This is a genomic window from Bacteroides sp. OM05-12 (assembly GCF_003438995.1).
Lineage (GTDB): Bacteria > Bacteroidota > Bacteroidia > Bacteroidales > Bacteroidaceae > Bacteroides.
Map to the genome: position 1 here is coordinate 90043 of NZ_QSUN01000002.1, position 26690 is coordinate 116732.

General features: G+C 45.8%; 20 protein-coding genes. 5 read left to right on the forward strand and 15 right to left on the reverse strand.

The window, feature by feature from the left end; translation table 11 throughout:
• Positions 1 to 370 precede the first annotated feature (370 nt).
• Positions 371 to 2752, forward strand: a complete 2382-nt coding sequence (locus tag DXB63_RS02260; RefSeq protein WP_122124757.1) for a PAS domain-containing sensor histidine kinase — start codon at positions 371 to 373, stop codon at positions 2750 to 2752.
• Between the two features lie 28 nt (positions 2753 to 2780).
• Here the strand turns inward: DXB63_RS02260 and DXB63_RS02265 are convergent, their stop codons facing one another.
• The 5 genes from DXB63_RS02265 to DXB63_RS02285 form a co-directional block, all read right to left on the reverse strand.
• Complete coding sequence (locus tag DXB63_RS02265) at positions 2781 to 3572, reverse strand: cytochrome c biogenesis protein (RefSeq protein WP_122124758.1); 792 nt, start codon at positions 3570 to 3572, stop codon at positions 2781 to 2783.
• Complete coding sequence (locus tag DXB63_RS02270) at positions 3569 to 4840, reverse strand: cytochrome c biogenesis protein ResB (protein WP_122124759.1); 1272 nt, start codon at positions 4838 to 4840, stop codon at positions 3569 to 3571. Before DXB63_RS02270 ends, DXB63_RS02265 begins: the two co-directional genes overlap by 4 nt.
• Before the next feature lie 11 nt (positions 4841 to 4851).
• Entirely contained in the window at positions 4852 to 6333 is a 1482-nt protein-coding gene (gene nrfA, locus DXB63_RS02275; protein WP_122124760.1) for an ammonia-forming cytochrome c nitrite reductase, read from the reverse strand.
• A gap of 314 nt (positions 6334 to 6647) precedes the next feature.
• The gene (locus DXB63_RS02280; RefSeq protein WP_122124761.1) at positions 6648 to 8690 is read right to left on the reverse strand and encodes a glycoside hydrolase family 2 TIM barrel-domain containing protein; all 2043 of its coding nucleotides are present in this window, start codon (positions 8688 to 8690) and stop codon (positions 6648 to 6650) included.
• 397 nt (positions 8691 to 9087) lie between these two features.
• On the reverse strand, positions 9088 to 9705 hold the full coding sequence (locus DXB63_RS02285) for a type 1 glutamine amidotransferase family protein (protein WP_122124762.1): 618 nt from the start codon (positions 9703 to 9705) through the stop codon (positions 9088 to 9090).
• A gap of 269 nt (positions 9706 to 9974) precedes the next feature.
• Between DXB63_RS02285 and DXB63_RS02290 the strand changes: the two genes are divergently transcribed.
• From DXB63_RS02290 to hydF, 4 genes are all read left to right on the forward strand, one after another.
• The gene (locus DXB63_RS02290; protein WP_122124763.1) at positions 9975 to 11447 is read left to right on the forward strand and encodes a 4Fe-4S dicluster domain-containing protein; all 1473 of its coding nucleotides are present in this window, start codon (positions 9975 to 9977) and stop codon (positions 11445 to 11447) included.
• On the forward strand, positions 11431 to 12480 hold the full coding sequence (hydE, locus tag DXB63_RS02295) for a [FeFe] hydrogenase H-cluster radical SAM maturase HydE (RefSeq protein WP_122124764.1): 1050 nt from the start codon (positions 11431 to 11433) through the stop codon (positions 12478 to 12480). Before DXB63_RS02290 ends, hydE begins: the two co-directional genes overlap by 17 nt.
• Before the next feature lie 36 nt (positions 12481 to 12516).
• The gene (gene hydG / locus DXB63_RS02300; RefSeq protein WP_122124765.1) at positions 12517 to 13929 is read left to right on the forward strand and encodes a [FeFe] hydrogenase H-cluster radical SAM maturase HydG; all 1413 of its coding nucleotides are present in this window, start codon (positions 12517 to 12519) and stop codon (positions 13927 to 13929) included.
• Between the two features lie 175 nt (positions 13930 to 14104).
• The gene (gene hydF, locus DXB63_RS02305; RefSeq protein ID WP_122124766.1) at positions 14105 to 15301 is read left to right on the forward strand and encodes a [FeFe] hydrogenase H-cluster maturation GTPase HydF; all 1197 of its coding nucleotides are present in this window, start codon (positions 14105 to 14107) and stop codon (positions 15299 to 15301) included.
• 230 nt (positions 15302 to 15531) lie between these two features.
• On the opposite strand, the gene DXB63_RS02310 is transcribed toward hydF, so the two are convergent.
• The 10 genes from DXB63_RS02310 to DXB63_RS02355 form a co-directional block, all read right to left on the reverse strand.
• Positions 15532 to 16806, reverse strand: coding sequence for a leucine-rich repeat protein (locus DXB63_RS02310; RefSeq protein WP_122124767.1), 1275 nt, complete (start codon positions 16804 to 16806; stop codon positions 15532 to 15534).
• A 202-nt stretch (positions 16807 to 17008) separates the two neighbouring features.
• Positions 17009 to 17761 (reverse strand): DUF4469 domain-containing protein, encoded by a 753-nt coding sequence (locus DXB63_RS02315; RefSeq protein WP_122124768.1) that lies wholly within the window; start codon positions 17759 to 17761, stop codon positions 17009 to 17011.
• 1167 nt (positions 17762 to 18928) lie between these two features.
• Positions 18929 to 19405, reverse strand: a complete 477-nt coding sequence (gene nuoE, locus DXB63_RS02320) for an NADH-quinone oxidoreductase subunit NuoE (RefSeq protein ID WP_122124769.1) — start codon at positions 19403 to 19405, stop codon at positions 18929 to 18931.
• Between the two features lie 20 nt (positions 19406 to 19425).
• On the reverse strand, positions 19426 to 21192 hold the full coding sequence (locus tag DXB63_RS02325; protein ID WP_122124770.1) for an NADH-dependent [FeFe] hydrogenase, group A6: 1767 nt from the start codon (positions 21190 to 21192) through the stop codon (positions 19426 to 19428).
• Between the two features lie 11 nt (positions 21193 to 21203).
• Positions 21204 to 23111 (reverse strand): NADH-quinone oxidoreductase subunit NuoF, encoded by a 1908-nt coding sequence (locus DXB63_RS02330; protein WP_122124771.1) that lies wholly within the window; start codon positions 23109 to 23111, stop codon positions 21204 to 21206.
• Positions 23112 to 23306: 195 nt separating this feature from the next.
• A complete protein-coding gene (locus tag DXB63_RS02335; protein WP_122124772.1) occupies positions 23307 to 23972 on the reverse strand; it encodes a YitT family protein in 666 nt (221 codons plus the stop codon).
• A 90-nt stretch (positions 23973 to 24062) separates the two neighbouring features.
• Positions 24063 to 24590 (reverse strand): hypothetical protein, encoded by a 528-nt coding sequence (locus DXB63_RS02340; protein WP_122124773.1) that lies wholly within the window; start codon positions 24588 to 24590, stop codon positions 24063 to 24065.
• On the reverse strand, positions 24590 to 25312 hold the full coding sequence (locus tag DXB63_RS02345) for a hypothetical protein (RefSeq protein WP_122124774.1): 723 nt from the start codon (positions 25310 to 25312) through the stop codon (positions 24590 to 24592). The genes DXB63_RS02340 and DXB63_RS02345 overlap by 1 nt, the downstream gene beginning before the upstream one ends.
• Positions 25313 to 25314: 2 nt before the next feature.
• Positions 25315 to 25917 carry a TetR/AcrR family transcriptional regulator gene (locus tag DXB63_RS02350; RefSeq protein WP_122124775.1) on the reverse strand — a complete coding sequence of 201 codons (603 nt, stop codon included), beginning with the start codon at positions 25915 to 25917 and terminating at the stop codon, positions 25315 to 25317.
• 94 nt (positions 25918 to 26011) lie between these two features.
• Positions 26012 to 26674, reverse strand: coding sequence for a rubrerythrin family protein (locus tag DXB63_RS02355; RefSeq protein WP_122124776.1), 663 nt, complete (start codon positions 26672 to 26674; stop codon positions 26012 to 26014).
• Between the last annotated feature and the right edge of the window lie 16 nt (positions 26675 to 26690).

Below are 26690 nucleotides of genomic sequence, written 5' to 3' on the forward strand. Positions count from 1 at the left end.
GTCAGAACCCAATTCTTTGGGTATGGGGCACGAAAACTTTTACCAATGTTTGCTTTCAGATTCCATGTATTGGTATTATAATTGATGCCGGCCGATCATGTGAAACTATGAAACGAATGATTCAATGGGGTTGAACGCTCTTTATATACCGAGTCGGTTCTTTCAACCTTTATTTCAAGATTTTCATCAGAGTAAGCCGTCAGGAAGAAGTGCTCGTTCATATGGCCTCTTTATTATCAGTCTATTTAGTATAAGATTGTACTTCTTAATAAAAGCCTTCTTCTTTTACTTGTGAAAACAGAATATATATTAGCGATAAGTTGCTGTCTTTATAAAATTTATATTATTTTTGTCCGACATAAAATAAATCATGGGAATTGCTAACCTTAAATATAAATACATACTTGCCTTTATCCTTTTATTAGGCATCTTTTTATGTGGGTATAATTGCAAACAGTGGTACGTCATGAACCACAGAGTGAAGAAACATATTTCTCTTGTATATTCATTTTCTGCTAATGAAATCAGCAATTTGAATTTTGAAAAACTTCTCAAGCAGGAATTTATAAATCAGGGAATAGAACCTATATTTGATAAATTTTATCTTGATGGTAACCATCTTGATGAGCAAAAGAAGATCAGTCATGCAAAGCAGTATCTGGAATTTATTAAGAGCAAACCGATAGATCTGATTCTGACAATAGGCGATCAAGCTACACATTCTCTATTATCAACCCGGCACAAGTTGCTCAGTTCTATCCCGATAGTTGCCTGCAATGTGAGTTTTCCCAATGAAAAACTTATAAATGAGTATGAATCTAAAAAGATTTATATTTTACGGGATACACCGGATTTTAAACGTAATATCGAGTTTATAAAGGCATTGCATCCTGATATGGATATGGAGATTATTTTTAATGTCGATATAACTGATCTCGGACGTAAATCCTTTGATTTGCTAACCAAATTTGTTGATAGAAAAAATGTGCAGATTTTAGGACAGCAATCGGTATATTCTTTGGAAAACGAGTATAAAGAAATGCAGGATATGGTGGAATATTACAACCTTATGCCTGCATTGGCCAACGAACATATTAAAAAAGATGAGTTAACCATCAGCCTTTGTCCGTTTCAATATATAAAAGGCAAGTCTTTGCTTATTATGATGGAGAGATCTAAAGGTGAGCATGCAAAAAAAGCATTCTTGCTGGATAAGTTCGATTTGGTATCGTTGCCGATTGTAAATGCCTTGAATATTCCTTCTTTTAGTTGTATTCGTGAAGGTTTTGGAGAAGGAACCAAAATTATAGGTGGCTATATGGCAACGGAGGAGATTTCTGCCCGAGCTGCTGTTGATCTTTCTGCTCGTCTGATTAATAGGGAGAAACTCGGTATGCCTAAGATCAGGGATCTGGAAAAGGAGTATGTACTTGATTGGAGTTATTATTCGACTTATAAAGATCATAGCATAAAAAATGTTCCTAAAAATACCCGTATCATCAATTATCCGCTATATGATCATTATCGGAAAGAGCTCTATTTCTTGGGAGTATTATTTATTTTGGCATTTGTTTTCATATCTATCAGCCTGCTGTGTGTACACCGGCGCTCTTTGATTGAGCGTAAAAATATGAAAATGCTTGAAGATGTCCATAAGCGATTAACACTTTCTACTGATGGCGGTAGGATTTCACTTTGGAATATGCAGGGAGATATCATAGAATTTGATGATAACTATACACGATTGACAGGATTGCAGCAACGACAATTTACGAAGGCGGCTTTCTCAAATTATGTGCATCCGGATGATTTACAGCTATTAAATTCGCTTTACGAAATGTTGTATCGAACTACAGGTACACAAGTACAACGTATCCGTCTCTGTTCTTGCTTAGAGAAGAAAGATTATCAATGGTATGAATTTCGATGCCACAGTTTGAATGATGCTAAAGGAAAAATGGTGTTGGCCGGTATTATGCAGAATATTCAAGAACTGGTAGACCGTGAACAACAACTGATTTTAGCCAAACAAATGGCTGAAAAAGCGGAATTGAAACAATCGTTCCTGAATAACATTAGTCATGAAATCCGAACTCCGCTAAATGCAATTGTGGGTTTTACCAATTTGTTGATAGGAGAAACCGGTAACGAAATAGGTCCGGAAGAAAAAGCAGATATGCTTAGGATTATCAATCATAACAATGGACTGTTATTGAAGCTTATTAATGATATGTTGGAAATATCGCATTTAGATTCCGGTTATATGGATTTTGAGATAAAGAGGTGGAATATGACTGAAATTGTCGAAGAGATTTATGCAACTTACCGACCGTTGATACAACCCTCTTTGCAGTTCCATCTGGAATTGAACGAAACTCTTTCTTTACCGGTTGATATAGACCGTTCCCGTTTTATACAAGTTATCACTAACTTTTTAAATAATGCCAATAAGTTTACTCAAAGCGGATATATAGAGTTAGGATGTAGACTGGATACAGAGCATAAGGAAGTTTGCATATATGTAGAAGATAGTGGACGAGGTATTGAGGAAAAAGAACTTATGATGATTTTCGAACGCTTTTACAAGAGTGATGAATTTGAACAAGGTACCGGATTGGGACTATCTATCAGTAAAGTCATTATTGAAAGATTATCCGGACGTATAGAGGTCAATTCCGAAATAGGAAAGGGTAGTCGCTTCGCTGCAATTCTTTCTTTGGCTGATACAGTGCCGGATACGACAGAAAGATAAATTTTGCATAATGATAGTAGTTGTATTTTTACTCTACATTATAGGTATGTATACTTATTCCTTGTGCCGAAGGCAGGTAATTGATACCGTACCAGCACATTTGCAATAATAAGAATGAAACAAGTAATCCTATTAATGCTTTTCGGTGTGCTGAAGGACGTCCTAATCGAAAATGGATATACCCTAGATAAGAAAACCAGGTAGCTGCCGCCCAAGTCTCTTTAGGGTCCCAAGCCCAATAATGCCCCCACGCAGCTTTTGCCCAGACAGCACCGGAAAGCATCCCCAAAGTCATAAAGGCAAGTCCTACGTAAGTCAAGTTATCGCATAAATCCATTTCGCGACGTTCAATTTCTTTTTTCTTGAACCATAGCAGGTGGACTGCCATTACCGCAGCAGCTCCAAGAAGGGCATAGGCGAACATATAAACAATGACATGAGGCGTAAACCACGGACTTTGCAAGGCAGGCATTAATGTCTTATTGTGTATTTCCGGTTTAAAGAGGTTAATGCAGATGAACACCAATGAAAGAATAAAGCTAAAGCTGAGTATCCATTTGTACTTCCAACGGCTATAAGTAATAAGCCCTGCCAATGGAAGGAAAAAAGAGTACCATAAACGAGTTTCTCCCATCGTTCGCATAGGAGGACGTTCCAAAGATATCCACATCGCTATGATGAAACTAAAGAAGATTGCTAATCCGGTCAATGTCAACACATATACAGCTGTCGGCCTTTTTCCATGCCAGGCGGCAAAGGCACCGAATCCCCAGAAATGCAGGGCGGCAATGGCGAACACTCCAAAGTAGTCCCAACTCATATATTTTCCTCCTCTTTGTATTCTGTTTGTTTTTCATCCGAAGATACTTCTTTCTCTTTGGGAGCATTGATGAATAAGCAGATCGCCCCTAATACCATCATTATAATTCCGGTATAAACGAACGGTAACCATGGGTCACGTACCAGTTCAAATATACTGATATTACTCCAACGTCCCTTTGTTTCATCATAACTCAACTGATAAATATTCCATCCGGCTACCTTTAAAGGATGGTTTACCTCGATCGTATCTTGCAAAATACTTCCTTCTTGCGTATAGACTGTTACATCAGAAACAAACCGTTGAGGCTCGCGTTCGGGCATTACAAGGCTGTTTTCTCCATTCAGATGCAAGGCTTTATAAGGGAATGCGAAACTTCCATTGCTTACCCAACCTCTTTTTGTTTGTCCGGTATTTGTATTCGTAGCTGTAAGATAGATGGCATAAGTGGCTCCCATTGAATGAAATTCTGTATATTTCAACGTATCTTCCGTAGCAACTGAAGCGGCCATGGGAATAGATTGAAGAATGGTTACTTCCCAATCCAATAATTTACCACTTGTTATTCCGTCTTCGAGTAGTAGGTGCTCGGGTGCGTTTGCAGGAAGAGGTTGCCCCGTTCTATTATCAATCAACATTAACTTGGGAGGATATTCATAAATCGTGAAGTCTTTCAGCTCGATGGCAAGTGGCAGTTCAACCAATTTACCATTTTCATCCGTAGCTCGCCATTCGGTCTTTCCTATTTGAGTAATCATTCGCAGGCGTTGCAAGTCTGCACTACCGAAGGTTGTCGTCAGCAGGACTATGAAAAGTCCCATATGATTGAGCAGGAAAGGTATCTTACGTACTTTCAAAGGGAAACTTGTACGGAGAATGGTTAACCCCAAAGCAGATGCCAACCAGCTGTAAAGTAACACAAACGGCCAAAAGGAGAGCATCTTTGAAAGCCCGAGTAAGTCTACGGGAGACTGAGTGGAAGGTACTTGCCGTATACATCCCATTAGCACCGTGATAGCTGCTACGTAAATGAGAGAAGAAACGGCGGACGTATAATGACTTAACCATTCAAAGGCATATACCCGTTTGCGAAGCAGATGCATTGCCGTTAATAGAAACAAGTACAATGCCAAGACTATGATATTAATCGACCACGCAAACAACTCCCAACGTATTCCCCCTGTAATACTTTGTAATAGCAAACCTGTGACTAACAGACCTGCTCCGCAGATAAAACCTTCTTTATATCCCCACGGTTTTTTCCACATACAGAATACGCTTATTTCTGTGCCAAACGTCCGTTGGCCTTAGCTTTTTCCAACCAAGCCGGTACGGTAGTTTTCAAAAAAATGTCTTTCGCGGCCTTTTCGGCGTCCATATCCAAGCCGATGTATTCTTGCGCCTTAGCTTTAGTGGAAATATCTGGCATGGGCACATCATCTATAAAACCGTTCTTTGCCAATACTTTGGATATGGCAAGACGGGCTTGCATGGCTCTGTCGAGCCCATGAGATAGAATACGCTGTACTTCCTGTGGCGCATGGAAGGAACCGCCATGAGATGACGTACCGATATCCCAACGCCACTGTGCCTGACGAATTAGTGGCAATATATCTTTCATCTGTTCTTCAGTAGCTCCGTTGTCCCAGGCAAACTTTGCTTCGATATGGGCTTTTGCCAATTCTTGTTCCAACCGGTTACGAATTTCGTTTGCTTTACTCTGGCGGTCGTAAATGTTGTTGCGCAATGTCGTTTCGTTCTCACGATGGCAAGTCTGGCAAGTACGGTCGATCATAGCCAACGGGCTTTGTACATGATGGTCGCTGAACTTCACACTGCCCTCACTCTTATAAGGCATATGGCAATCGGCGCATGATACGCCACGCTGTCCGTGAATACCCATCTTTGAAATTTCATAATCGGGATGCTGTGCCTTCAATATCGGAGTACGGCTTAGCTTGTGAATGTAATCAGAGAAACCCGCCTCATCGTAATATGCTTCCATATCTTCTACTGTGAGTCCTTTATCCCAAGGAAGAGTCAGGTACTTGCCGTCACCTTTGAAATAATATTCCACATGGCACTGTGCGCAGACCAAAGATCGCATCTCTTGCGGAGTGACTTTCGTGATATCTTTGCCTTGACGTTGGAAAGCCTCGATTAAAGCCGGGCGAGTGATTTGCAAGTCCATACTTTCGGGCTCGTGGCAGTCGGCACAACCGATGGGATTAACGATTTCACTTCCTAATGCGCCCCATTTACTATTATAGAAAGCATCTACCCCGATAGCCTCTATCATACGGGGGACATCCGAACTTTTGCAGGTCCAACAAGTAGAAGGCTGTGGACCGTCAGTATCCGTTGCCGGTGCACCGGTACGGAGCGAAGCCCTGATGTCATCGATTGCGTGCATATGTCCGCGTGGATTGGAATAATCTTTGGAGAAAGCATATCCTGCCCAAAGTATCACCATTTCCGGGCGCTGTTCCAATACATCTTCCCCGGCATTCCCATTTAATTCACCCTGTACATCTGTTTTTGTCGTTTCACTCCAAGTCTGATACTCATGGGGATAGTCATTCTTAAAGATTTCGTTGCGTGCTTCGGTCCCTTTTATTATTGTTGTACGATTATTAAATACGCTATCTGATTCGCTTCTTCGTTCCATCAAAGCCGAAATACCCAGACCCGAGATGAACACAATGACCATTGCACCACAAAACAATAGCCATCCTTGCCATGATTTTAGTTTCTTTTTCATATTCTATTTCGTATGAAAACTTGTGGTTATTGCTTTATCATTTTTGTTCCTGTTCAATTCCATGTTATGAATGCTATATATTTGCTACAAATATAGATAAATTCCGCTATATAAGATGATGGCATATCAATATATATTTTATTTATAGAGGGTAATCAAGGCATACGGTCGATCGTTTGCAAGCGATAGGAGTTTGCAGACAATCGACCGTACCTCTGTCACTTTTTATTAGATAGCGATAGACCTCACTAATGGGTGATGTCGGAAGGGCAAGTCCGGACTATTATCCGTACCGGAGAAAGTCTGTATGATAGTTAGGGTAGAGGATCTAAAGTGCAACAAAAACTGTCGCTTACCGCTCCTTTCTTGTCGGTAGATATCACGCGAATATCGTTCTTGCCTTGTTGTAACTCTACATCTTTCCATTCTGCAACAGCATAGTTATCCGTTGTAACTTTACCGTAACTCTTTCCGTTTACAAACAATTCCGCTCCCGGACGATTGGTGAATGCCTGTATGGTCTGTATGCGTTTCGTGCGGTGAATATTGCGTTTGCTTGCCAGATAAATCATAGGTTCTTCATGATTCCAGTTGGCCTTGTAAAAATAGAATGCATCTTTACGTACTTTACGGTCGAAAGTAACCAAACCTTTGTCGTTGATACCCGGACGGTCGCCTTCCGTACGGTGGGCTGCACAAAAGTCGAACATATTCCATATAAAGCTCCCCCATATATACGGACGGGCGGAAATCGCTTTCCAGTTTTCGATGTGGTAATAGGTTTGCCAATTCTCCGGATGCCACCAACTGTTAGGAATGGATTGTACCAATGAATCTTGTTGATGATAGATGCTTGCTCCGGCGCCATATTCGCTCACTGCGATATGGATATTAGGGTGTTGTTTATGCATATCGTCCAGCCATTCACCCAAGTAAGCGGGAGTCTGTCCGTACCATCCGTCATAACGGTTCCATGCGATATTGTCAGTAATGAAGTTCAATTCTCCTTTAGCATTGCAGGCCGAGGTGGTAGGACGCGTAGGGTCTTCCTGATGTGCCAGCTTATTTAGTTCCTTCACATATTCCACAGGATTGTCCCCGATTTCTTTCAGTTCGTTGAATAGTCCCCACATACAAATAGAAGGGTGGTTGTAGTGTTGACGGATCAGTTCTCTTAACTGCTCCTTACCGTTCTCCCGGAATGAGGGTTGGTCTACGAAGCCTTTATCGTCATAACCGCCCGAACCTACAAACGGAATCTCCGCCCAGACTATCAGACCGTATTTATCCATTAAATCATACATAAGGTCGGCCTGCGGATAGTGTGCCAGACGAGCGGCATTGACACCCATTTCAAGCATCAACGCTACATCTTCTTTATGATGATCCGCTACCAGCGCATTGCCCAGTCCTTCCCGATCTTGATGGCGGCATACACCTCTCAACTGTAAATGCTTTCCGTTTAAGAAGAATCCTTTGTCGGGATCGATGTGGTAATACCGTAAACCAAGAGGTTGTACTACTTTATCAATTTCTTTGCCTTCCTTATACAAGGCAATCTCCGTTTGATACATGAAGGGATCTTGTCGCCCGTTCCATAAGTGAGGTTTGGTCAGTGTGAAACGTATTTGCTCCTGATTGGTGGCTTGCTTGCCTAAAAATACTTTCCGGCGTGTTTCGTAAATAACTTTCTGACCGTCGCGTACTGATAAACGGAGTTCCACATCACCGACTTCGGGAGAAGCGTTAGACAGGTTTACTCTTGCGCAAACCTTAGCTTCGTCGTCTGTCACGGATTCTTGTACGAGATATACTCCCGGAGAAGCATAATCCAACGGAGAAATACAAATCCCGTCTGTTATCAGTAAATGTACGTCCCGGTAAATGCCGCCATAGAACGTGAAATCACCTACCAACGGCATCACTTCAAGTTGCTCTGCATTGTTTACCCGTACCCAGATGATATTATCCGCGCCGTATTTTACATCGTCTGTGATTTCAAACACAAAAGCACCGTATCCTCCTCTGTGTTCTCCCAAATGCTTCCCGTTGATAAACAGGTTGGTAATGCTGTTTGCACCCTCGAAACGAAGGAAAAGTCTTTTCCCTTTCCATTCTTCGGATACATGAAGCGTTTTCTTATAGTTGCCTATTCCGCGTATATAGGCAGGATTGCCCGCCGGTGCATCCTGAGCATTCCATGTATGTGGCAGATCTACCCTTCTGCCTTCGCTGTTCTGTATCTGATGACTGAGGCGGAACGTCCAGTCGCTATTCAATAAAATGTCTTTTCGCTCTGCATATAGTGCGGTTGAGAAGAGTAAAAACAAGTAAACTGCAAAAAGGGGCTTTTTCATGGTCTCGTTTAATGATTATGGTTTTTGCAAAGATATAAAATCAATGCTTTTTACCTTCATTAATTGGCAAAAAAATAAAGAAACCTCCCGTCTGCCTGCCGTGTCCTGTCTTTTGCCGGTATAGTTAAGGCTTCGCAGATGCCCATGTCTAAGCGTTCACCTCCGTACCTTTAAGCCGAAGGGTGCGTATGGCTAAGTTCGTGCCTCCTGTGAACTAAATCGTCTGCCAACTGTACGACGATCGTTTGACAGCTGTCAAACACGTGTCTGACAATTGTCAGTTATGCGTCTGACAGTTGTCAAACGATCTACTTTTCAGGATGGACATGCTTAATCCTGCCTATGCTGATGCTTAGGCTTGCTGATGTCGATGGTTAGGCTTGCTTAGTATAATCTGTTATTCTCCTCTCTGCTTTATCAGTTCACACAGTCCGACTTTAGAAAAAAGATAGTTGTCTTCAATCTTTTCCGGTATGTCGGCATCCAGAGCGTATAGTATTTCCCGGCAGAACTCCAAGTATCCGGTTCCGTTGGCGGTTACTATGTTACCGTCTCTGACAGCTTGTTCGTTGATGTAACCTGCTTCGCCGGTATAGTTTTCTCCTGCGTATTGTTTCAGATATTCCAGTGTGTTGCTGGTGTGTTTTACTTGATTCAGGAAACCGTGCATACCCAGAAAAACGGATGCATTGCATATTCCGGCAACTAACTTGCTGTTTGCTATGGCATCTTCTACAAGAGGAACCAAGAGCTGCGCTTCGGGGGTGAACCAACTCATGCCGCCTATCAGGACTAATCCCGCGTATTCATCGGGAATCGTGTGAATGTCATAGTCGGGCAATACTTTGAAACCACCGATGGAGACTACGGGGGCTTTTGTGAGCGATAAGGTTTTTACTGTATATTTGGCTCTTCCGGGTTCTATTCCGCTATGAAGACTTGAGGCTATAAATGCTCCCTCCCAATCTGCAAATTCATTGAGCAGTACGAAAATAACTTCTTTGTGCGTATCCATTAATCGATAGGTTTTAATTTGTTTACCGTTCTCTTTCTATGGTTCAAAAGTAGTTACTTTAGATAGATAAGCAATGGCTTTCTCTCTTTTATTTCATTGCATGTTCAATTCAACGTCCATTTCAAAGCCGGCATTAATTCTCAAAAGTGGAGGAGCACCGTTCTTTTCATCGGTAATCTCTTTATTTTCTTGTTCATCTTTCCCGTACACTCTATAAATTATAGTTATCTTTGCATCCTGTAATAACTAACTAACCCAGATAAAGAACTATGGCATTTACGAACAACATTATGATTGTCCGTCACAGGTTGTTGACAGAGCTTGTAAAATTGTGGAATACGAATGAATTAGTTGAGAAGATAGACCGGCTTCCTATTGAGCTGAGTCCGAGAAGGTCAAAGCATGCGGGGCGTTGCTGTGTACATAAGGAACGTGCCGTATGGAAATACAAATCATTACCGTTGCTCGGACTGGATATGGAGGATGAAACGGATGAACTGACGCTGTTGTCTGAATATGCAAGACAGGCATTGGAACGTGCAGAGACAGGAAAGCCGAAAGATAACATCATGTGTGTTATTGATGAAGCCTGCTCGGCATGTGTGCGTATTAACTATGAGATAACCAATCTTTGTCGCGGATGCACGGCGCGCAGTTGTCAGAGCAATTGTCCGAAGAAAGCGGTACACGTGAAAGATAACGGGCAGGCATGGATTGATCATGACGAATGTATCAGTTGCGGTATTTGCCATAAGAACTGCCCGTATCATGCCATTGTCTACATTCCCGTACCCTGCGAGGAGGCTTGCCCTGTAAAAGCTATCAGTAAGGATGAAAAGGGTATCGAGCATATTGATGAGTCAAAGTGTATTTATTGTGGCAAATGTCTGAATGCTTGTCCGTTCGGGGCTATCTTCGAGGTATCGCAAGTGTTCGATGTATTGCATAAGATACGTAAAGGTGAAAAGATAGTAGCCATTGTTGCACCCTCCATCTTAGGACAGTTTGGTACGACAATAGATAAGGTGTACGGAGCACTTCGTGCTTTAGGATTTGCCGACGTTATTGAGGTGGCTCAGGGAGCAATGGATACGGTGAGCAACGAAGCCCATGAATTGCAGGAGAAACTGGAAGAGGGACAGAAGTTCATGACTACTTCCTGCTGTCCGTCTTATATTGAATTAGTGAATAAACATATTCCGAACATGAAACCGTACGTGTCCGGCACAGGTTCGCCCATGTATTATACAGCCCGTATTGCCAAGAAGAAATATCCGGATGCGAAAGTGGTGTTCATCGGCCCGTGTGTGGCGAAACGCAAGGAAGCGCAACGTGATGAGGCGGTGGATTTTGTCATGACATTCGAGGAAGTGGCTTCTGTATTGGATGGGTTGGGTATTCAAATGGAACAGGCTCAATCGTATGTGGTGGACTTTTCATCCGTACGTGAAGCACATGGCTTCGGTCAGTCCGGTGGAGTGATGGGAGCGGTGAAGGCTTATCTGAAAGCCGACGGTGATAAGATCAGTGCGGTTCAGGTGTCCGATCTGAATAAGAAGAATATAGGAACATTGCGTGCTTATGCCAAGACGGGCAAGGCTGCCGGACAATTCATTGAAGTAATGGCGTGCGAGGGTGGATGCATCACCGGGCCATGCGCACATAATGAAATCGTGGCCGGTAAACGTCAGTTTGTGCAGGAGTTGGACAAGCAGGAGAAGACGTATGATACAATTGATTGATAAGTTCCGTAGGGAACACCGTCTGACTGCCGGGGAGTACAAGCAACTTCTCCTTTGCCGGGATGCCGATACGCTGGAGTATCTGCGGATGCAGGCACAGGAAGTGACGTTCGGCCGGTTTGGTAACGAGGTGTTCATTCGAGGACTTATCGAGATTGGCAATCAATGCCATAATAACTGTTATTATTGCGGCATACGGATAGGAAACCGTTCGTTACCCCGCTATGAATTAAGCAGGGAGATGATTTTGGACTGTTGCCGCGAGGGGTACAGGCTCGGCTTCCGCACCTTTGTGCTGCAGGGAGGGGAGTCGTCCTCTATGACAAATGAGTGGATTGAGGAAATAGTTTCTGCTATACACGGTGAGTTTCCCGACTGTGCTATCACTTTGTCTTTAGGCGAGAAATTCCGAGATGCCTATGAACGTTTCTTTCGGGCAGGTGCAAACCGTTATCTGCTTCGTCACGAAACCTATAATAAAGAGCATTACCGCTTGCTCCATCCGGCCGTAATGTCATATGACAAACGGTTGCAATGTTTATATAGATTAAAAAAAATCGGCTACCAGACGGGTACGGGTATGATGGTAGGCAGTCCGGGACAGACCGTTGACCATCTGGTGGAGGACGTGCTCTTCATCGAGCAGTTCCGCCCCGAGATGATCGGTATCGGGCCTTTCATACCGCATCATGACACGCCGTTTGCGTCCTATCCGGCAGGGAGTGTGGAAATGACTTTGCGGTTGCTCTCCATCTTCCGGCTGATGCATCCGGCAGCATTGATACCTGCCACCACTGCGTTGGCTACGCTCGTTGCAGACGGACGGGAACGGGGCATACAGGCAGGGGCAAATGTGGTGATGCCCAATCTTTCGCCTACGGAGCAACGGGAGAAATACTCGCTGTATGACAATAAGGCATCTTTCGGTGCGGAGGCGGCAGAGGGGCTAAGACAATTGGCGGAACGCCTGAATGCCATCGGATACAAGATATCCAACAGCAGGGGAGACTATGAGGCTGCCCGAAACGAATAATGAAGAAGAATCAGTACTATAAAAACAATATACGTCATGTATAAACCAAATTCAAAACACGCGGAAGAGTTCATCGACCATCAGGAGATACTTGATACGTTGGACTATGCCCGCACAAACAAAAGTAACCGACCTCTCATCGAACAACTGATAGATAAAGCTGCTCAATGCAAAGGCCTCTCACACAGGGAAGCCGCCCTGTTGCTGGAGTGTGACCAACCCGACTTGATCGAGCGTATCTTCCATTTGGCACGGGAGATTAAGCATAAGTTCTACGGCAACCGTATCGTGATGTTCGCACCGCTGTACCTGTCCAATTACTGTGTGAATGGATGCGTGTATTGCCCTTATCATTTGAAGAACAAGACTATTGCCCGCAAGAAACTCTCGCAGGAGGAGATAGAACAGGAAGTGATTGCCTTGCAGGATATGGGGCATAAGCGTTTGGCATTGGAAGCCGGAGAAGACCCCGTGCGCAATCCTATCGATTATATCTTGGAGTCCATCCAAACTATCTACGGTATCAAGCATAAGAACGGTGCAATACGCCGGGTGAATGTGAACATCGCTGCCACTACGGTGGAGAATTATCGTAAATTGAGGGATGCCGGTATCGGTACGTACATCCTCTTTCAGGAAACCTATCATAAGGAGAACTACGAGGCACTGCATCCTACGGGGCCCAAAAGCAAGTATGCTTATCACACGGAAGCGATGGACCGCGCGATGGAAGGCGGCATCGACGATGTGGGCATAGGCGTGCTGTTCGGACTGAACACGTATCGTTACGACTTCGTGGGGCTGCTGATGCATGCCGAACATCTGGAAGCAAGGTTCGGTGTCGGTCCGCACACCATCAGCGTGCCGCGCATCTGTCCGGCAGACGACATTTCTACGCAGGACTTTCCCGATGCCATATCCGATGACATCTTCTGCCGTATCATCGCCGTCATTCGTATCGCCGTGCCTTATACGGGGATGATTATCTCCACCCGCGAATCGGAAGCCACCCGCCGTAAGGTGCTCGAACTCGGTATCTCGCAGATAAGCGGAGGCTCACGCACCAGCGTAGGCGGTTATGCCGTGCCGGAAGAGGAGAACTCGGCACAGTTTGATGTGAGCGACACCCGTACATTGGATGAAGTGGTGAATTGGTTGCTCGACTTGGGGCATATCCCCAGCTTCTGCACCGCCTGTTACCGCGCCGGACGTACGGGCGACCGTTTCATGTCGTTGGTAAAGTCCGGTCAGATAGCCAACTGCTGCGCGCCCAATGCCCTGATGACTTTGAAGGAGTATTTGGAGGATTATGCCTCTCCCGATACCCGTGAGAAAGGTATCCGCATGATACACCGGGAGGTGGAGCAGATTCCCAACCCGAAGATAAAGGAGATAGCCCTGCGCAACCTCCGTGAGATAGAAGAGGGGAAACGCGATTTCCGGTTTTAAATAGAATGAAATAATGAATTGAATGTTGAAAGTAAAGAACAAGGTACGCGGATGACACGGATTAAGCGGATACAGACGGATTATTATATTAAATCCGCTTTAATCAGCCTTATCTGTGTCATCCGCGTACCTTGTTCTTCGTTCTTCCTTTTCCTAAAACAATAATAATAACAATATGAATCAAACTCCGAACTCCAACCGCCTGCACATCGCCCTCTTAGGACGGCGCAACATGGGCAAGTCCTCCCTGATCAATGCCTTGACCGGGCAAGATACTTCCATCGTATCCATAATACCGGGCACCACCACCGACCCCGTCAGTAAGCCGATGGAAATCCATCCGCTCGGTGCATGTCTGCTGATAGACACTCCGGGCTTCGATGACGATGATGCGGAGTTGGGCGGAAAGCGCGTTGCCCGCACCCTGAAAGCCATAGAGCGGGCGGACGTCATCCTGTTTGTTTGTGGACGCTACCTGTCGGAGTTGGAACGTAAGTGGGTGGTTATGTTGAAGGAAAAGGGTATCCCGCTCATTCTGGTGGTTAATAAGGCAGATACTTTGCCGAGTGCGGAAATGTATGCCGGGCTTATGGGAGATACTCATAAAGTACCGTCCGTAGCCGTCAGTGCAAAGGAACGCATGGGTATCAACCAGCTCTTCAATGCTATCGTAGAGGTACTTCCTGCCGATTCGGGCACGCAGACTATCACCGGTGACCTTGTATCGGAAGGCGATGTGGTCTTGCTCATTATGCCGCAGGACATCCAAGCCCCGAAAGGCCGGCTTATCCTGCCGCAAGTACAGACCCTCCGTGAACTGCTCGACAAGAAGTGCCTCGTCATGAGCTGCACCACCGACAAGATGGACGATACCCTTCGAGTCCTTGCCCGCCCGCCCCGGCTGATTGTCACCGACTCCCAAGTATTTCACGAGGTCTACCGGAAGAAGCCTGCCGAGAGCCTGCTCACCTCCTTCTCCGTCCTCTTTGCCGGATACAAAGGAGACATCCGTTACTACATGGAGAGTGCCGCTGCTATCGACCGCCTTACCGAACGCTCCCGCGTGCTGATAGCCGAAGCCTGCACCCATGCTCCGCTGACGGAAGATATCGGACGGGTGAAGCTTCCGAGATTGTTACGCAAACGGGTAGGGGAACACTTGCAAATAGACATTGTGGCAGGCAGCGACTTTCCCGAAGACCTGTCCGCCTACGACCTCGTCATCCATTGCGGAGCCTGCATGTTCAACCGTAAATACGTGCTCAGCCGTATCGCCCGTGCCCGTGCGCAAGGCATCCCCATGACCAATTACGGCGTGGCTATTGCCTATATGAACGGGATATTGGATAAGATCTGCGTAATAAGCAGTTGATCGGCAACCAATTTGCCAATTACCGCGCGAAGGGCTACGCATCAACCGTATAGAATGCAAATGACGCGGATCAGGCTTTTAACTCTGACCCGCGTCATTCGCATTCTATTCCCTCTTACTCCTCCGTCGCTAACGCGACACCTCCTCTATAAACAGAGGAGGATATTCAAAAAACTCTCCCTCTGTTCATAGAGGGAGTACCCCGAAGGGGGGAGGGAGTTTCTCCTATTCTACTCCACCATCATCTTCTCACCGTTCACGATATAGATGCCTCTGTCCAAACCATTCTTCAATGTGCTGTACTCGGCAGCAGGGACGGTCTTGATCAGACGTCCGTCTATGCTGTAGACGTGGCTGATGGCAGGGATCGCTTCCGTCACGCCGTTAGCCTCGATGCCGGCACCACCGCCATCGGGAATGAAGGTAACAGGGGCGTCACGCCATGCTTCGGGTGCTTCCATTACGCCTTTGGGGAGGTAGACTTTGCAGGTGGAAGGGCAATCGGTGAAGGTATCGGTATAGCTACCGCCATAGTTCTCGGGCTCAAAGATTACAGCAGTACCCAGATAGATTTCTTCCATGCTTGTGCAGCCGTGAAAAGTTTCTTTATAGTCGGTTACTCTAGTAAATGCACGCAAATCGACGGAGGTCAGCTTGCTGCATCCGGAGAATGTACTCCGAAAGTATGCGTCCTCAGATTCAGAGCTAGCAGGCATCTTTACTTCCGTCAAATTCTTGCATCCTGAAAAAGTTGCAGAGAAAGAGCCCACATTGGTAAAGCCGGAAATATCGATAGTTCTCAATTCTGAGCATCCTCTAAAGGCATAGTTAAAGTACATATACGTCGTATTCTTGGCAGGCATCTTTACAGTAGTCAGCTTGCGGCATTGGTCGAAGATACCGGTGAGATCATGTATATTGGTGAAAGCCGAAAGGTCTATCTCTGTCAGTTCAGAGCAGAATTCGAAGGCATTGCTAAAATCGATACCGTAAATATCTTCACAGTCGTTTTTGGCAGGCATCTTCACAGTTTTCAGCTTTTCACAACTTCCGAAAGCTCCGCCGAAATAACTTATACCGGTAAATGCCGAGAGGTCTACCTCTGTCAGTTCAGAACAATACCAGAAGGTTTCGGAAAAGCTATGCACATTGGCAGCAGATGCATCCGTCGGCATCTTCAAGGTGCTTAGTACTTCACAATGGTTAAATAGTTCAGTCATTCCATTAGAAATGATGCCACTGAAAGTCATAGCACTGAGGTCTGCCGTTTTTAGCTGTTTATTCTTGTAGTCTTCCTGTATCAATACTAACCTCAACTTGCTTAAATCCTCATCATCCCAAGCTCCGCTAAGGGTAATAGTTGTAGCATTTTGCAAATCATGGTCTTGGAATTCATTGATTGATTTAGAGGACTTGCCATTGGCATCCGTGTATTCCACCGTCTGTGCCTGCGCCGTCAATGCAGCGACGAGCAGGCTTGCTAAAAGTAATGTTTTTGTTTTCATACTCTTTTTGTTTTTATTGATTAGTACTATATAATATGTGTCGGGTGTTCACCACCCGTTTGTTTCTCTGTCAAAAAAGTCACTAAGGCGTGACGTCATACGTTCGCTATACGATGAACACATACGTTCGTACCACCACGAACGCATACGTTCGCCATACCACGAACACGTACGTTCGTGCCATAGCGAACAAGAAGAGGGGTTATACGCATGTCAGTACGATGTCGCTTATAATAAGACGGGGCATTTTCAGCAGCTTGGTGGAAGTGCCTGTAGCCTGCGTGGAGATCTTCACGATGTACTTCTTGCCTGCTTCGAGTCCTGCGGGCACTTGGAACATGACTTGCGTGGGGAGGTTCGTCAGCAGGTCTTCCACCGCGATGTTCTTGGCGATGTTGCCCGTTGCGGCGTCGCAGATGTAGACGTGGGCGGGGTATTCCTCGCTGCCTACCACTTTCAGGCCCTTGCCGTGCAGTTCGAGGACGCCTCCGGCGGTGATGTCCGTGTTCACCTGCTTGGTGCTGCGGTTCACTACTTCGGCGATGATATTGTTCTGTGCCGGGCCCATGTTTTCCACAAGGGTCTGATGAGCGGCTTCGAGGTAGCTTTCGCCTGCCACGATGACGGGGTTCACCTCGTGCTTGGGGCGGGAGAAGCTTTCCGTGCTGCTGTCGAATACGCCGCTCACGGAGGCGCGCATTTGGATGTACTCGAGGCTGACGTTGTTGCCCATCAGGGACATTTCGATGCCTTTTTCCATCACCATGCGGAAGCTCTCTTCGAGGTCTTGGGCGGTCTTCACCGTAGCTCCGTCGAGGAGGACGAGTTGGATGATGTCGGCGAGTGAATACTTCATTCCGCCGATGAGCTGGAGGGTGAAGTCATTGGGATTCAGGGTGAGTTCGTTGGGCATTGTGTTGCCACGTAGCTTTCCCGGTTTTACTTTTCTACGCATACGTTTTTAGTGGTATTAAAGTGTGGATACTTGAGAGTTATTTTCAGCATAAGCGGGTGCTTGTGCCCGCATGGGGTACAAACATGAAAAAACCTGCCGGAGAATGCTGTGTCCTCTTGCAGGTGAAATATTTTAGTGTATATTACGCGCGGGTGTGTTACCTTAAATGTACGTCTGCCTTGTGTGTGTGTGTGTGTGTGTGTGTGTGTGTGTGTGTGTGTGTGTGTGTGTGTGTGTGTGTGTGTGTGTGTGTGTGTGTGTGTGTGTGTGTGTGTGTGTGTGTGTGTGTGTGTGTGTGTGTGTGTGTGTGTGTGTGTGTGTGTGTGTGTGTGTGTGTGTGTGTGTGTGTGTGTGTGTGTGTGTGTGTGTGTGTGTGTGTGTGTGTGTGTGTGTGTGTGTGTGTGTGTGTGTGTGTGTGTGTGTGTGTGTGTGTGTGTGTGTGTGTGTGTGTGTGTGTGTGTGTGTGTGTGTGTGTGTGTGTGTGTGTGTGTGTGTGTGTGTGTGTGTGTGTGTGTGTGTGTGTGTGTGTGTGTGTGTGTGTGTGTGTGTGTGTGTGTGTGTGTGTGTGTGTGTGTGTGTGTGTGTGTGTGTGTGTGTGTGTGTGTGTGTGTGTGTGTGTGTGTGTGTGTGTGTGTGTGTGTGTGTGTGTGTGTGTGTGTGTGTGTGTGTGTGTGTGTGTGTGTGTGTGTGTGTGTGTGTGTGTGTGTGTGTGTGTGTGTGTGTGTGTGTGTGTGTGTGTGTGTGTGTGTGTGTGTGTGTGTGTGTGTGTGTGTGTGTGTGTGTGTGTGTGTGTATACACAATTATCCGAGCCTTGCAAATGTGCGGGGTTAATAGTGGTTAATATGTGTAGGTTGTTGGTTGTCATGGGCGCAAAGATAGGGATTATTTAGTTAGGATGGTGCGGGTGGCGGGGGATATTTTCTTATTTAACTCTTAAGAACTCCCTCCCCCCTTCGGGGTGCTCCCTCTATAAACAGAGGGAGAGCTTTAATTGCCTTTGACTATCATTGGCAGAGCTATCCGAAAGTTTTGATTCGTCAGGCAATGATAGGCAGAAGTAACTGAAAACTCTCCCTCTGTTTATAGAGGGAGTACCCCGAAGGGGGGGAGGGAGTTGAACCGGGTTACCGCATATTAGAAAGTATTGGACACTTTCTATGTGCCCTTTATTCCAATTCCTCGATGATCTTCTTCACATCGACAGGCTGCAAACGTCCGTACACTTTCTCGCCGATCATCACCACCGGAGCGAGTCCGCAGGCTCCTACGCAGCGGAGGCAGTCGAGGGAATATTTACCGTCGGGGGTGGTTTCGCCTACCTCGATGCCGAGCACGCGCTTGAACTCTTCGAGCAGTTTCTCCGAGCCGCGCACATAGCAGGCAGTTCCCATACAGACGGAGATGGGGTGCTTGCCTTTCGGTGTCATGGTGAAGAAGGTGTAGAATGTGACCACGCCGTACACTTTTGATACCGGGATGTTCAGTTTATGGGCGATGACGCGCTGCATCTCTTCCGGCAGATAGCCTTGCAGGTGCTGTGCCTCATGCAGGATGTTGATAAGTTCGCCCGGATTGTTTCCATGCTTGTCGCAGATGGCCTTTACTTGTTCGGCTACATCGCAGGCTAATTTTATATCTGACATAGTTCTTTTCGTTTAAAGGGTTAATCGATCGCTTTGTTGAAATAGTGCGTATGCAGCAGCATTTCCGACTTCTCACTGAGCGGTTTGCCGAGATACTCCTCGTACAAGGTCTTGATGTACGGATTCTCGTGCGACTTGCGCAAGGGTTTGTTGGCATCTTCCCGATAGAGTGCGTTGGCACGTGCGTAAAGCACTTCCGAGTTGCCGTGATGATGCGGTTGACCGCCACCACCGATGCAACCGCCGGGACATGCCATGATTTCAATCACGTGGTATTCGTTGTTGCCGTTGCGTATGTCCTCCAGCAGATGGCGGGCATTGCCCAATCCGTGAGCGATACCTACTTTCAGCTCGAACCCGTTCAGATCGATGCTTGCACGGCGAACACCGTCCAGACCGCGCACTTTCTCGAAGTTGACGTTCTCCAAAGTCTGACCCGTATAGATTTCATAGACGGAACGCAAGGCGGCTTCCATCACACCTCCGGTAGTTCCGAAGATGACACCTGCTCCCGTAGAAGCTCCCATAGGGTTGTCGAATTCCATGTCGGGTAACAGTGTGAAGCCGATGTTGGCGCGTTTTATCAGACGGGCAAGTTCGCGGGTGGAGATGGAATAGTCCACATCCGGGTTGCCGTCGGTCTTGAATTCGTCACGGTCACATTCATATTTCTTGGCAAGGCAAGGCATGATGGAAACTACAACGAGTTTCTCACGCGGGATGCCCATCTTCTCCGCCCAATAGTTCTTGGCGATGGAGCCGAACATCTGTTGCGGTGAACGTGCCGTAGAAGGTATGTCGAGCATATCCGGGAAATGGTGTTCGAAGAAGTTCACCCATGCCGGACAGCAAGAGGTCAGGATAGGCAGACGAACGGATTTGTCACCGTCCAGATAACGTGTAAGGCGGTTCAAGATCTCCGTACCTTCTTCCATAATGGTAAGGTCGGCGGCAAAGTCGGTGTCGAATACATAGTCGAAACCAAGTTCGCGCAGGGCGTAAACCATCTTCCCGGTCACCAACGAACCGGCAGGCAAACCGAATTCTTCACCCAAAGCCGCACGTACGGCAGGGGCGGTCTGAACGATAACCACCTTATCCGGATTAGTTAAATCTTCCAATAAGCGGTTGGTATGATCGCGTTCGGTCAATGCGCCTACCGGGCAAACGGCAACGCACTGTCCGCAGTAAGTACATTCACTGTCCACCATCATCTTGTCGAATGCGGGAGCAATGGTCGTGTTGAATCCGCGACGGATAGCACCCAAAGCACCGACGGTCTGCACCTCATTACATACACTTTCGCAGCGGCGGCAGAAGATACATTTATCCATGTTGCGTACGATGGAAGCAGTCACTTCCCGTTTGCGTGGAGAGAGTTCACCGCCATTGAACGGCATTTCACGGATATTGAAGCGCAGGGCGAGGTTTTGCAGTTCGCAGTCACCGCTTTTGGGACAGGTAAGGCATTCGTTCGGGTGGTCGGAAAGAATGAGTTCCGCCACTACTTTGCGGGCATTCATCACGCGGAGCGTGCTGGTGTGGACTACCATACTTTCCGTACAACGGGTGGCACAGGCAGGGGCAAGGTTCTTGCGTCCTTCCACTTCCACAACACAGATACGGCAGGATGCCGGGTTATTCTTGATACAAGTACCCTTCAGGTCAATATGGCAAAGGGTAGGGATGTCGATACCTATTTTGCGTGCAGCTTCCAGAATGGTACTTCCTTCGGGCACGGTTATAAAATGGTGGTCTATTTGCAGGGTTATTTGTTTTTCTTCCATAGTTGTAGATTTTAGCAAACGTTGATTGCTTTGAATTTACAGCGTGCCATACACATGCCACACTTGATACAGGTCTCCGGGTTGATGACATGAGGCTTACGCACATCTCCCATGATGGCTCCGGCAGGGCAGTGCTTGAAGCAGAGGTGACAGCCGGTACAGATGTCCGGGTTGATGGTGTAAGTGAGCAATGCCTTGCACTGTTTGGCGCGGCAAGTATGATCTTTCACATGTTCCAGATACTCCTCGTAGAAGTTGTCGAGTGTAGAGAGCACCGGATTAGGTGACGTTTGTCCGAGCCCGCAGAGAGCAGTGTCTTTGATGACTCTTGCCAATGTGGAGAGGGATTCAAGGTCTTTCATGGTACCTTTGCCTTCAGTGATCTTATTCAGTGTTTCCAACAGACGTTTGTTGCCGATGCGGCAAGGCGTGCACTTTCCGCAGGATTCCTCTACCGTAAAGTCGAGATAGAAGCGGGAAACGGATACCATGCAGTCATCTTCGTCCATGACAATCATACCGCCGGAACCCATCATGGAACCTGCTGCCAACAAGTTGTCAAAGTCAATCGGAGTATCGAGGTGCTTTTCCGTCAGGCAACCGCCCGAAGGGCCTCCGGTTTGTACGGCTTTGAACTTCTTGCCGTTCTTGATGCCGCCGCCGATTTCATAGATTACCTCACGCAGGGTAGTTCCCATCGGTACTTCAATCAGACCTACATTATTAATCTTACCAGCAAGGGCAAATACTTTCGTACCCTTTGACTTCTCTGTACCGATGGAAGCAAACCATTCCGCACCTTTTGTCAGGATGATAGGCACGTTGGCAAGTGTTTCCACGTTGTTCACATTCGTCGGTTTGTTCAGGTAACCGGATTCGGCAGGGAACGGCGGCTTCAAAGTCGGTTCACCGCGTTTTCCTTCCATCGAGTGAATCAACGCAGTTTCCTCACCGCAGACGAATGCACCTGCACCGTAACGTATCTCAATATCGAAACTAAAATCAGTACCTAATATATTATCTCCGAGCAGTCCGTATTCACGTGCCTGTTCGATGGCTTTTTTCAATCGTTGGATGGCAAGCGGGTATTCGGCACGGATGTAAACCAATCCTTTCGGTGACCCGATGGAGTAACCGCAAAGTGCCATAGCTTCTACGATAGAGTTGGGGTCGCCTTCCATGATGGAACGGTCCATGAATGCTCCGGGGTCGCCTTCGTCGGCATTACATACCACATATTTCATGTCCGCTTTCTGCTTGTGGGCAAATTCCCATTTCAGTCCGGTAGGGAAACCGCCACCGCCTCGTCCGCGCAGACCGGATTGTTTGATGATGTTGATCACATCGATCGGTTGTTTGTTGAGCAGACAGTCGGCAAGAGCCATGTAACCGTCACGGGCGATATACTCTTCTATGTTTTCCGGGTCGATTGTACCGCAATTGCGCAGAGCGATACGCATCTGCTTCCGGTAGAAATCCATGTGCTTGGAGTCACTTACGGCTTTTTCCGTCTTCGGGTCTATGTAAAGCAGACGCTCCACTTTCCGTCCGCCGATGATGTGCTCGAATACAATTTCTTCGGCATCTTCAGGGGTGACTTGCGTATAAAACGTGTTGTCCGGAATGATTTTTACGATAGGACCTTTCTCGCAGAAACCGAAACAGCCGGTAGTGATGACATCGACTTTGTCGGTAATTTCATTTTTCTCCAGTGCCTTTTGGAGATTCTCTGCTATTGTATGACTGGCCGAGGCTTTACAACCCGTACCTCCGCAAATAAGAATTTGCAAATGTTTTGTTCCCAATGCCAGTCCGCAGTTTTGTTCAGAAACCTTTTGGTTGCTTTCTTCACGCAACAAAAGCGCGCTTTCCGCCTTTTTCCTGATTAGTTCTAAATCATGAAGTGATAATATTTTCATTTGTAATAGATTTGGGTTCGGGGGACAAAGATAATGATTCGGTTGTAATAACAAAAAGAAAGTAGGGAATAGTTAAGCTAAAAAGAATGTTTCTAAATAACGGGCTAAATTCGTGTATGCCCGCTTGTTTTTGTGGCATATTGATTCTGCCTGATAGAAAGGATGGCGTTTGGTTATAATACTTTTGAAATGTCTTTATTTCAGTATTGAAGTGAACTTATATAGCGTCTTTCTGGTTATGATTTTCTTGTTTAAAAAACTAACGATATATCCTGTGATACAGGCAGCTATAAGTGAGCCTTCTCTTACTCCTTCGATGCTTTGCGTAAATAGTAAGGAGATGATAACAGCCAATGTGACTAAGGTAATGTCGAAGCCGACCTTTATTTTCCCGAATTCTTTGTTATAACGACGTGATGCGTAATTGACAAATGCTTCTGCACTCATCATGACTACCTTGGGCTTGATTTCGAGGACAACTCCTATGGACTGGACTATGCAGCCGATGAGCAACAGTATCATGGACATAACGTACCCGGATGGATGCAGTCCTTCTGTTAATGTCATATTGAGATCGATAAACATAGAGAATATAAACGAAAATGGTATCTGGAGAAGTATCTCTATCGTGTCCTGACGATTCTGATGCCCTCTTATCAACCAGAATTGTCCTAAAATCAATAACATATTGATGATAAATGTACAAGTGCCCAAGGATAGCGGACTGTTGAGACTTAATACATAATTTACGCTTGATATGGGAGTAGTGCCTAATGCGGAGTGTATAATTAGTACGATACCTGCTGCCAGAAAGAACAAACCAATTACAAAGACCGAATATCTTTTTAGTATATTTTTCATGCTTCTCTGTACGTCTACATTAAATGAAGTGCAAATATCATGATTTTTATCGAGAAATATGTCATCATTTCAGAATAAATGCAGGATGTGCTAAAATGTTATACCTGCTCTGAAGGTGATAGAGTTGTGTCTTAATTCTTCACTAAATTCGGCAGAAAGATATTCGCCTTTGTATTTTTTTATCCTTTCAAGTCTCTGATATTCATATCCGATAGAGACGAATAGTTTCATCTTTTTGTAAACGGGAATTTCCGTGCCGATACCGGGTGAAAACAGGAATCCTCCGTTACAGTCGGCACTTAGCGCAACGGAATATCCTATTCCGCAGTTCAGATAAGGAGTAAACAGATGTGGCTTGGTCAACTTGTATTTTACATCGGCAAATAGGGGCAATAGCGTCTTTTCGTATATGGAGATGCCCGTTCCTGCTCCGACGGAGAAACGCCGGCTGACGTTGTAATATCCGCATAGTTGCCATAGGAGAGGAGTCCGGGACGGGGAGTCAATCGCTATTCCCGTCCCTATGCCAGTGGATAGAGTAAATTGTTGAGGCTTCTTTTGTCCGAACCCGGATAGGTGGATAGCGGATAGCAGAAGAATAAATATCAGCCGTTTCATTATTCTATATTTATAGTTATCTTTTTAACGATATTCAAAGCGGTGGTAAGGGTAGAGGTATCGGCAGTTATTTTTCCATCGCTTCCGTCGGGACTGCTGTGCCCGATAAGTTTGGCTTCAAATGCCTTTTCACCGGAGTTCAAGTCTACTTGCGCTGCGTATACCACGGCAGGCTGTCCGCTTCCCATCTTGCCGCCGGAATAATTTGCTTCTCCTTCTTTTGCCGATTTAGGATAAAATTCATTAAAGTCTGTTGAGTGGTTGACTTCAATCTTTACAATGAATTGTTTGAGTTCCTTCTGTGGAATCAGTTTCAGGTTGAAACTTTCGTGTGGAGTTGCACCGGAGACAGCGTCTGTAACAGGCGCGCTTTTGGTTGGGAGGTATAATCCGTCTTCCGCTTGTACACCTCTGGAGTAGCACCAATGCGGCAAAGCCTCTTTTCTTCTGTTACCTCCGGCAAAAGCCCATGATTGATTGGCTATCTTATCGGTTACGTAAATGGTAGAGAGATAGTTGCCTTGCATATCTTCTATCCAAACAGCCATCTGGGGTGCGTTTTTTCTTTTGATACCCATGAATAACGGGAAATCATGCAGATAGGCATCACCTGCCTCTATGGAAACTTTAATATCACCTTTCCGGTATTCAATCAAATCATTATTGCATGAACTGCATAGAGTCGCTGCAATACAAATCCAAGTTAAAAACATACGATTCATTTTTATAATTTTGTGATCCAAATATCTGTTAATAGATCAATACTTTCTTCGAGTTGCTCCCATCCTTTGTCCTGCTGCAATTTAATGCCGTTGTAGGCAGGACAGTTTTCTTCCAATAGAGTAAGGTAAGTGATGGCGGCACTGAGCAGAGTGGCAATTCCGGCAATCTCTTTTTGCGAGTGTCCTGTCAGACGGCTCACTGCATCAATCAGCCAAATACCTTTCGCTTCCCGTTTTTCAAATAATTGCTTTGTAATCGCGTTGCTTGCGGAGAGTTCCCACCTGCATAAGCGTCTTAGTGTGTAGTTTTCGCGCATACTCGTAATCTGCTGTTTGAACATATTTTTGATGAATTCTCCCAAATGTTCTTTGTCGGGCAATTCCTGGTTGAAGTTAATCCAGAAATCATGTTGCTGGATATATGCGGCTATTAATTCATCCAAAGAACCGAAATAACGGTATATGAGCATTTTGGAAACGCCGGCTTTTGTGGCTACGGCATTCACCCCGAGACCTTCAAAACCGTTTTCCTCCACCAGTGCCTGTACGGCATCCAACAAGAGTTGCTCGGTGTTTTTTCTGTTTTTTATTGTTTCCTTTTCCATTTGTGATACACTTTGTTACTGAGTGGTCACAAATATAAGTTACTGAACGGTAACATCAAAAGAAAAACAATGTTTTTTATAGTGAGCGTCTGTTTTATTCTCTCATTCGTCTGCTGGTAGCACCCGAAGTAGCATCTTGTAGTGTGGCGCTTGCACTGTGTCCGATGAATTTGTCGGATACAGTCCGGCAAATATCGCAAACCTTCTCCGTTGTTCCTAAAAATACATTTCCACATTCGGGACAGACGTAATATACGGCAGCCAGTACAGCCGGACTTTTGATGTTTCCTAATACATAGGAGAAGATTCGTGTATGATTCTTATCTGCTTTTTGAGCATAAGTAAAAGAACTTATGGCTTTCTTGACATTTTCTTTCTTGGCATCTTTGATGAAGCCGGGGTAAGTAATGGTAAACTCATGCGTATCTTCATCAATGGCAGCCTGAAGATTCTCTGTAGTGGATTTTACATCGTATGCTGCTATATTGGATGGATAATCCGTTATTCCCAGTGAGGCTAATGCTGCAATATGATTTTGCAGATGAATGCTTCTGGCTTTGGAAACGGCTTTGAACAGGGCTTCAATGGGGAACAGGCTGTCTCTTTTCGCCTGTATTGCAAAGGCGTTATACTTGCTTACGGCAGTTGACTCCGTATCTATGGCGGTTTTCAGATTGGCGATCGTTTTCTCCGGATTGCCGGAACAGGCTGTGACGAGCAGGATAAAGAATAACAGGCTTAAATGACTCTTTTTCATAAGTTACGGACTAAAT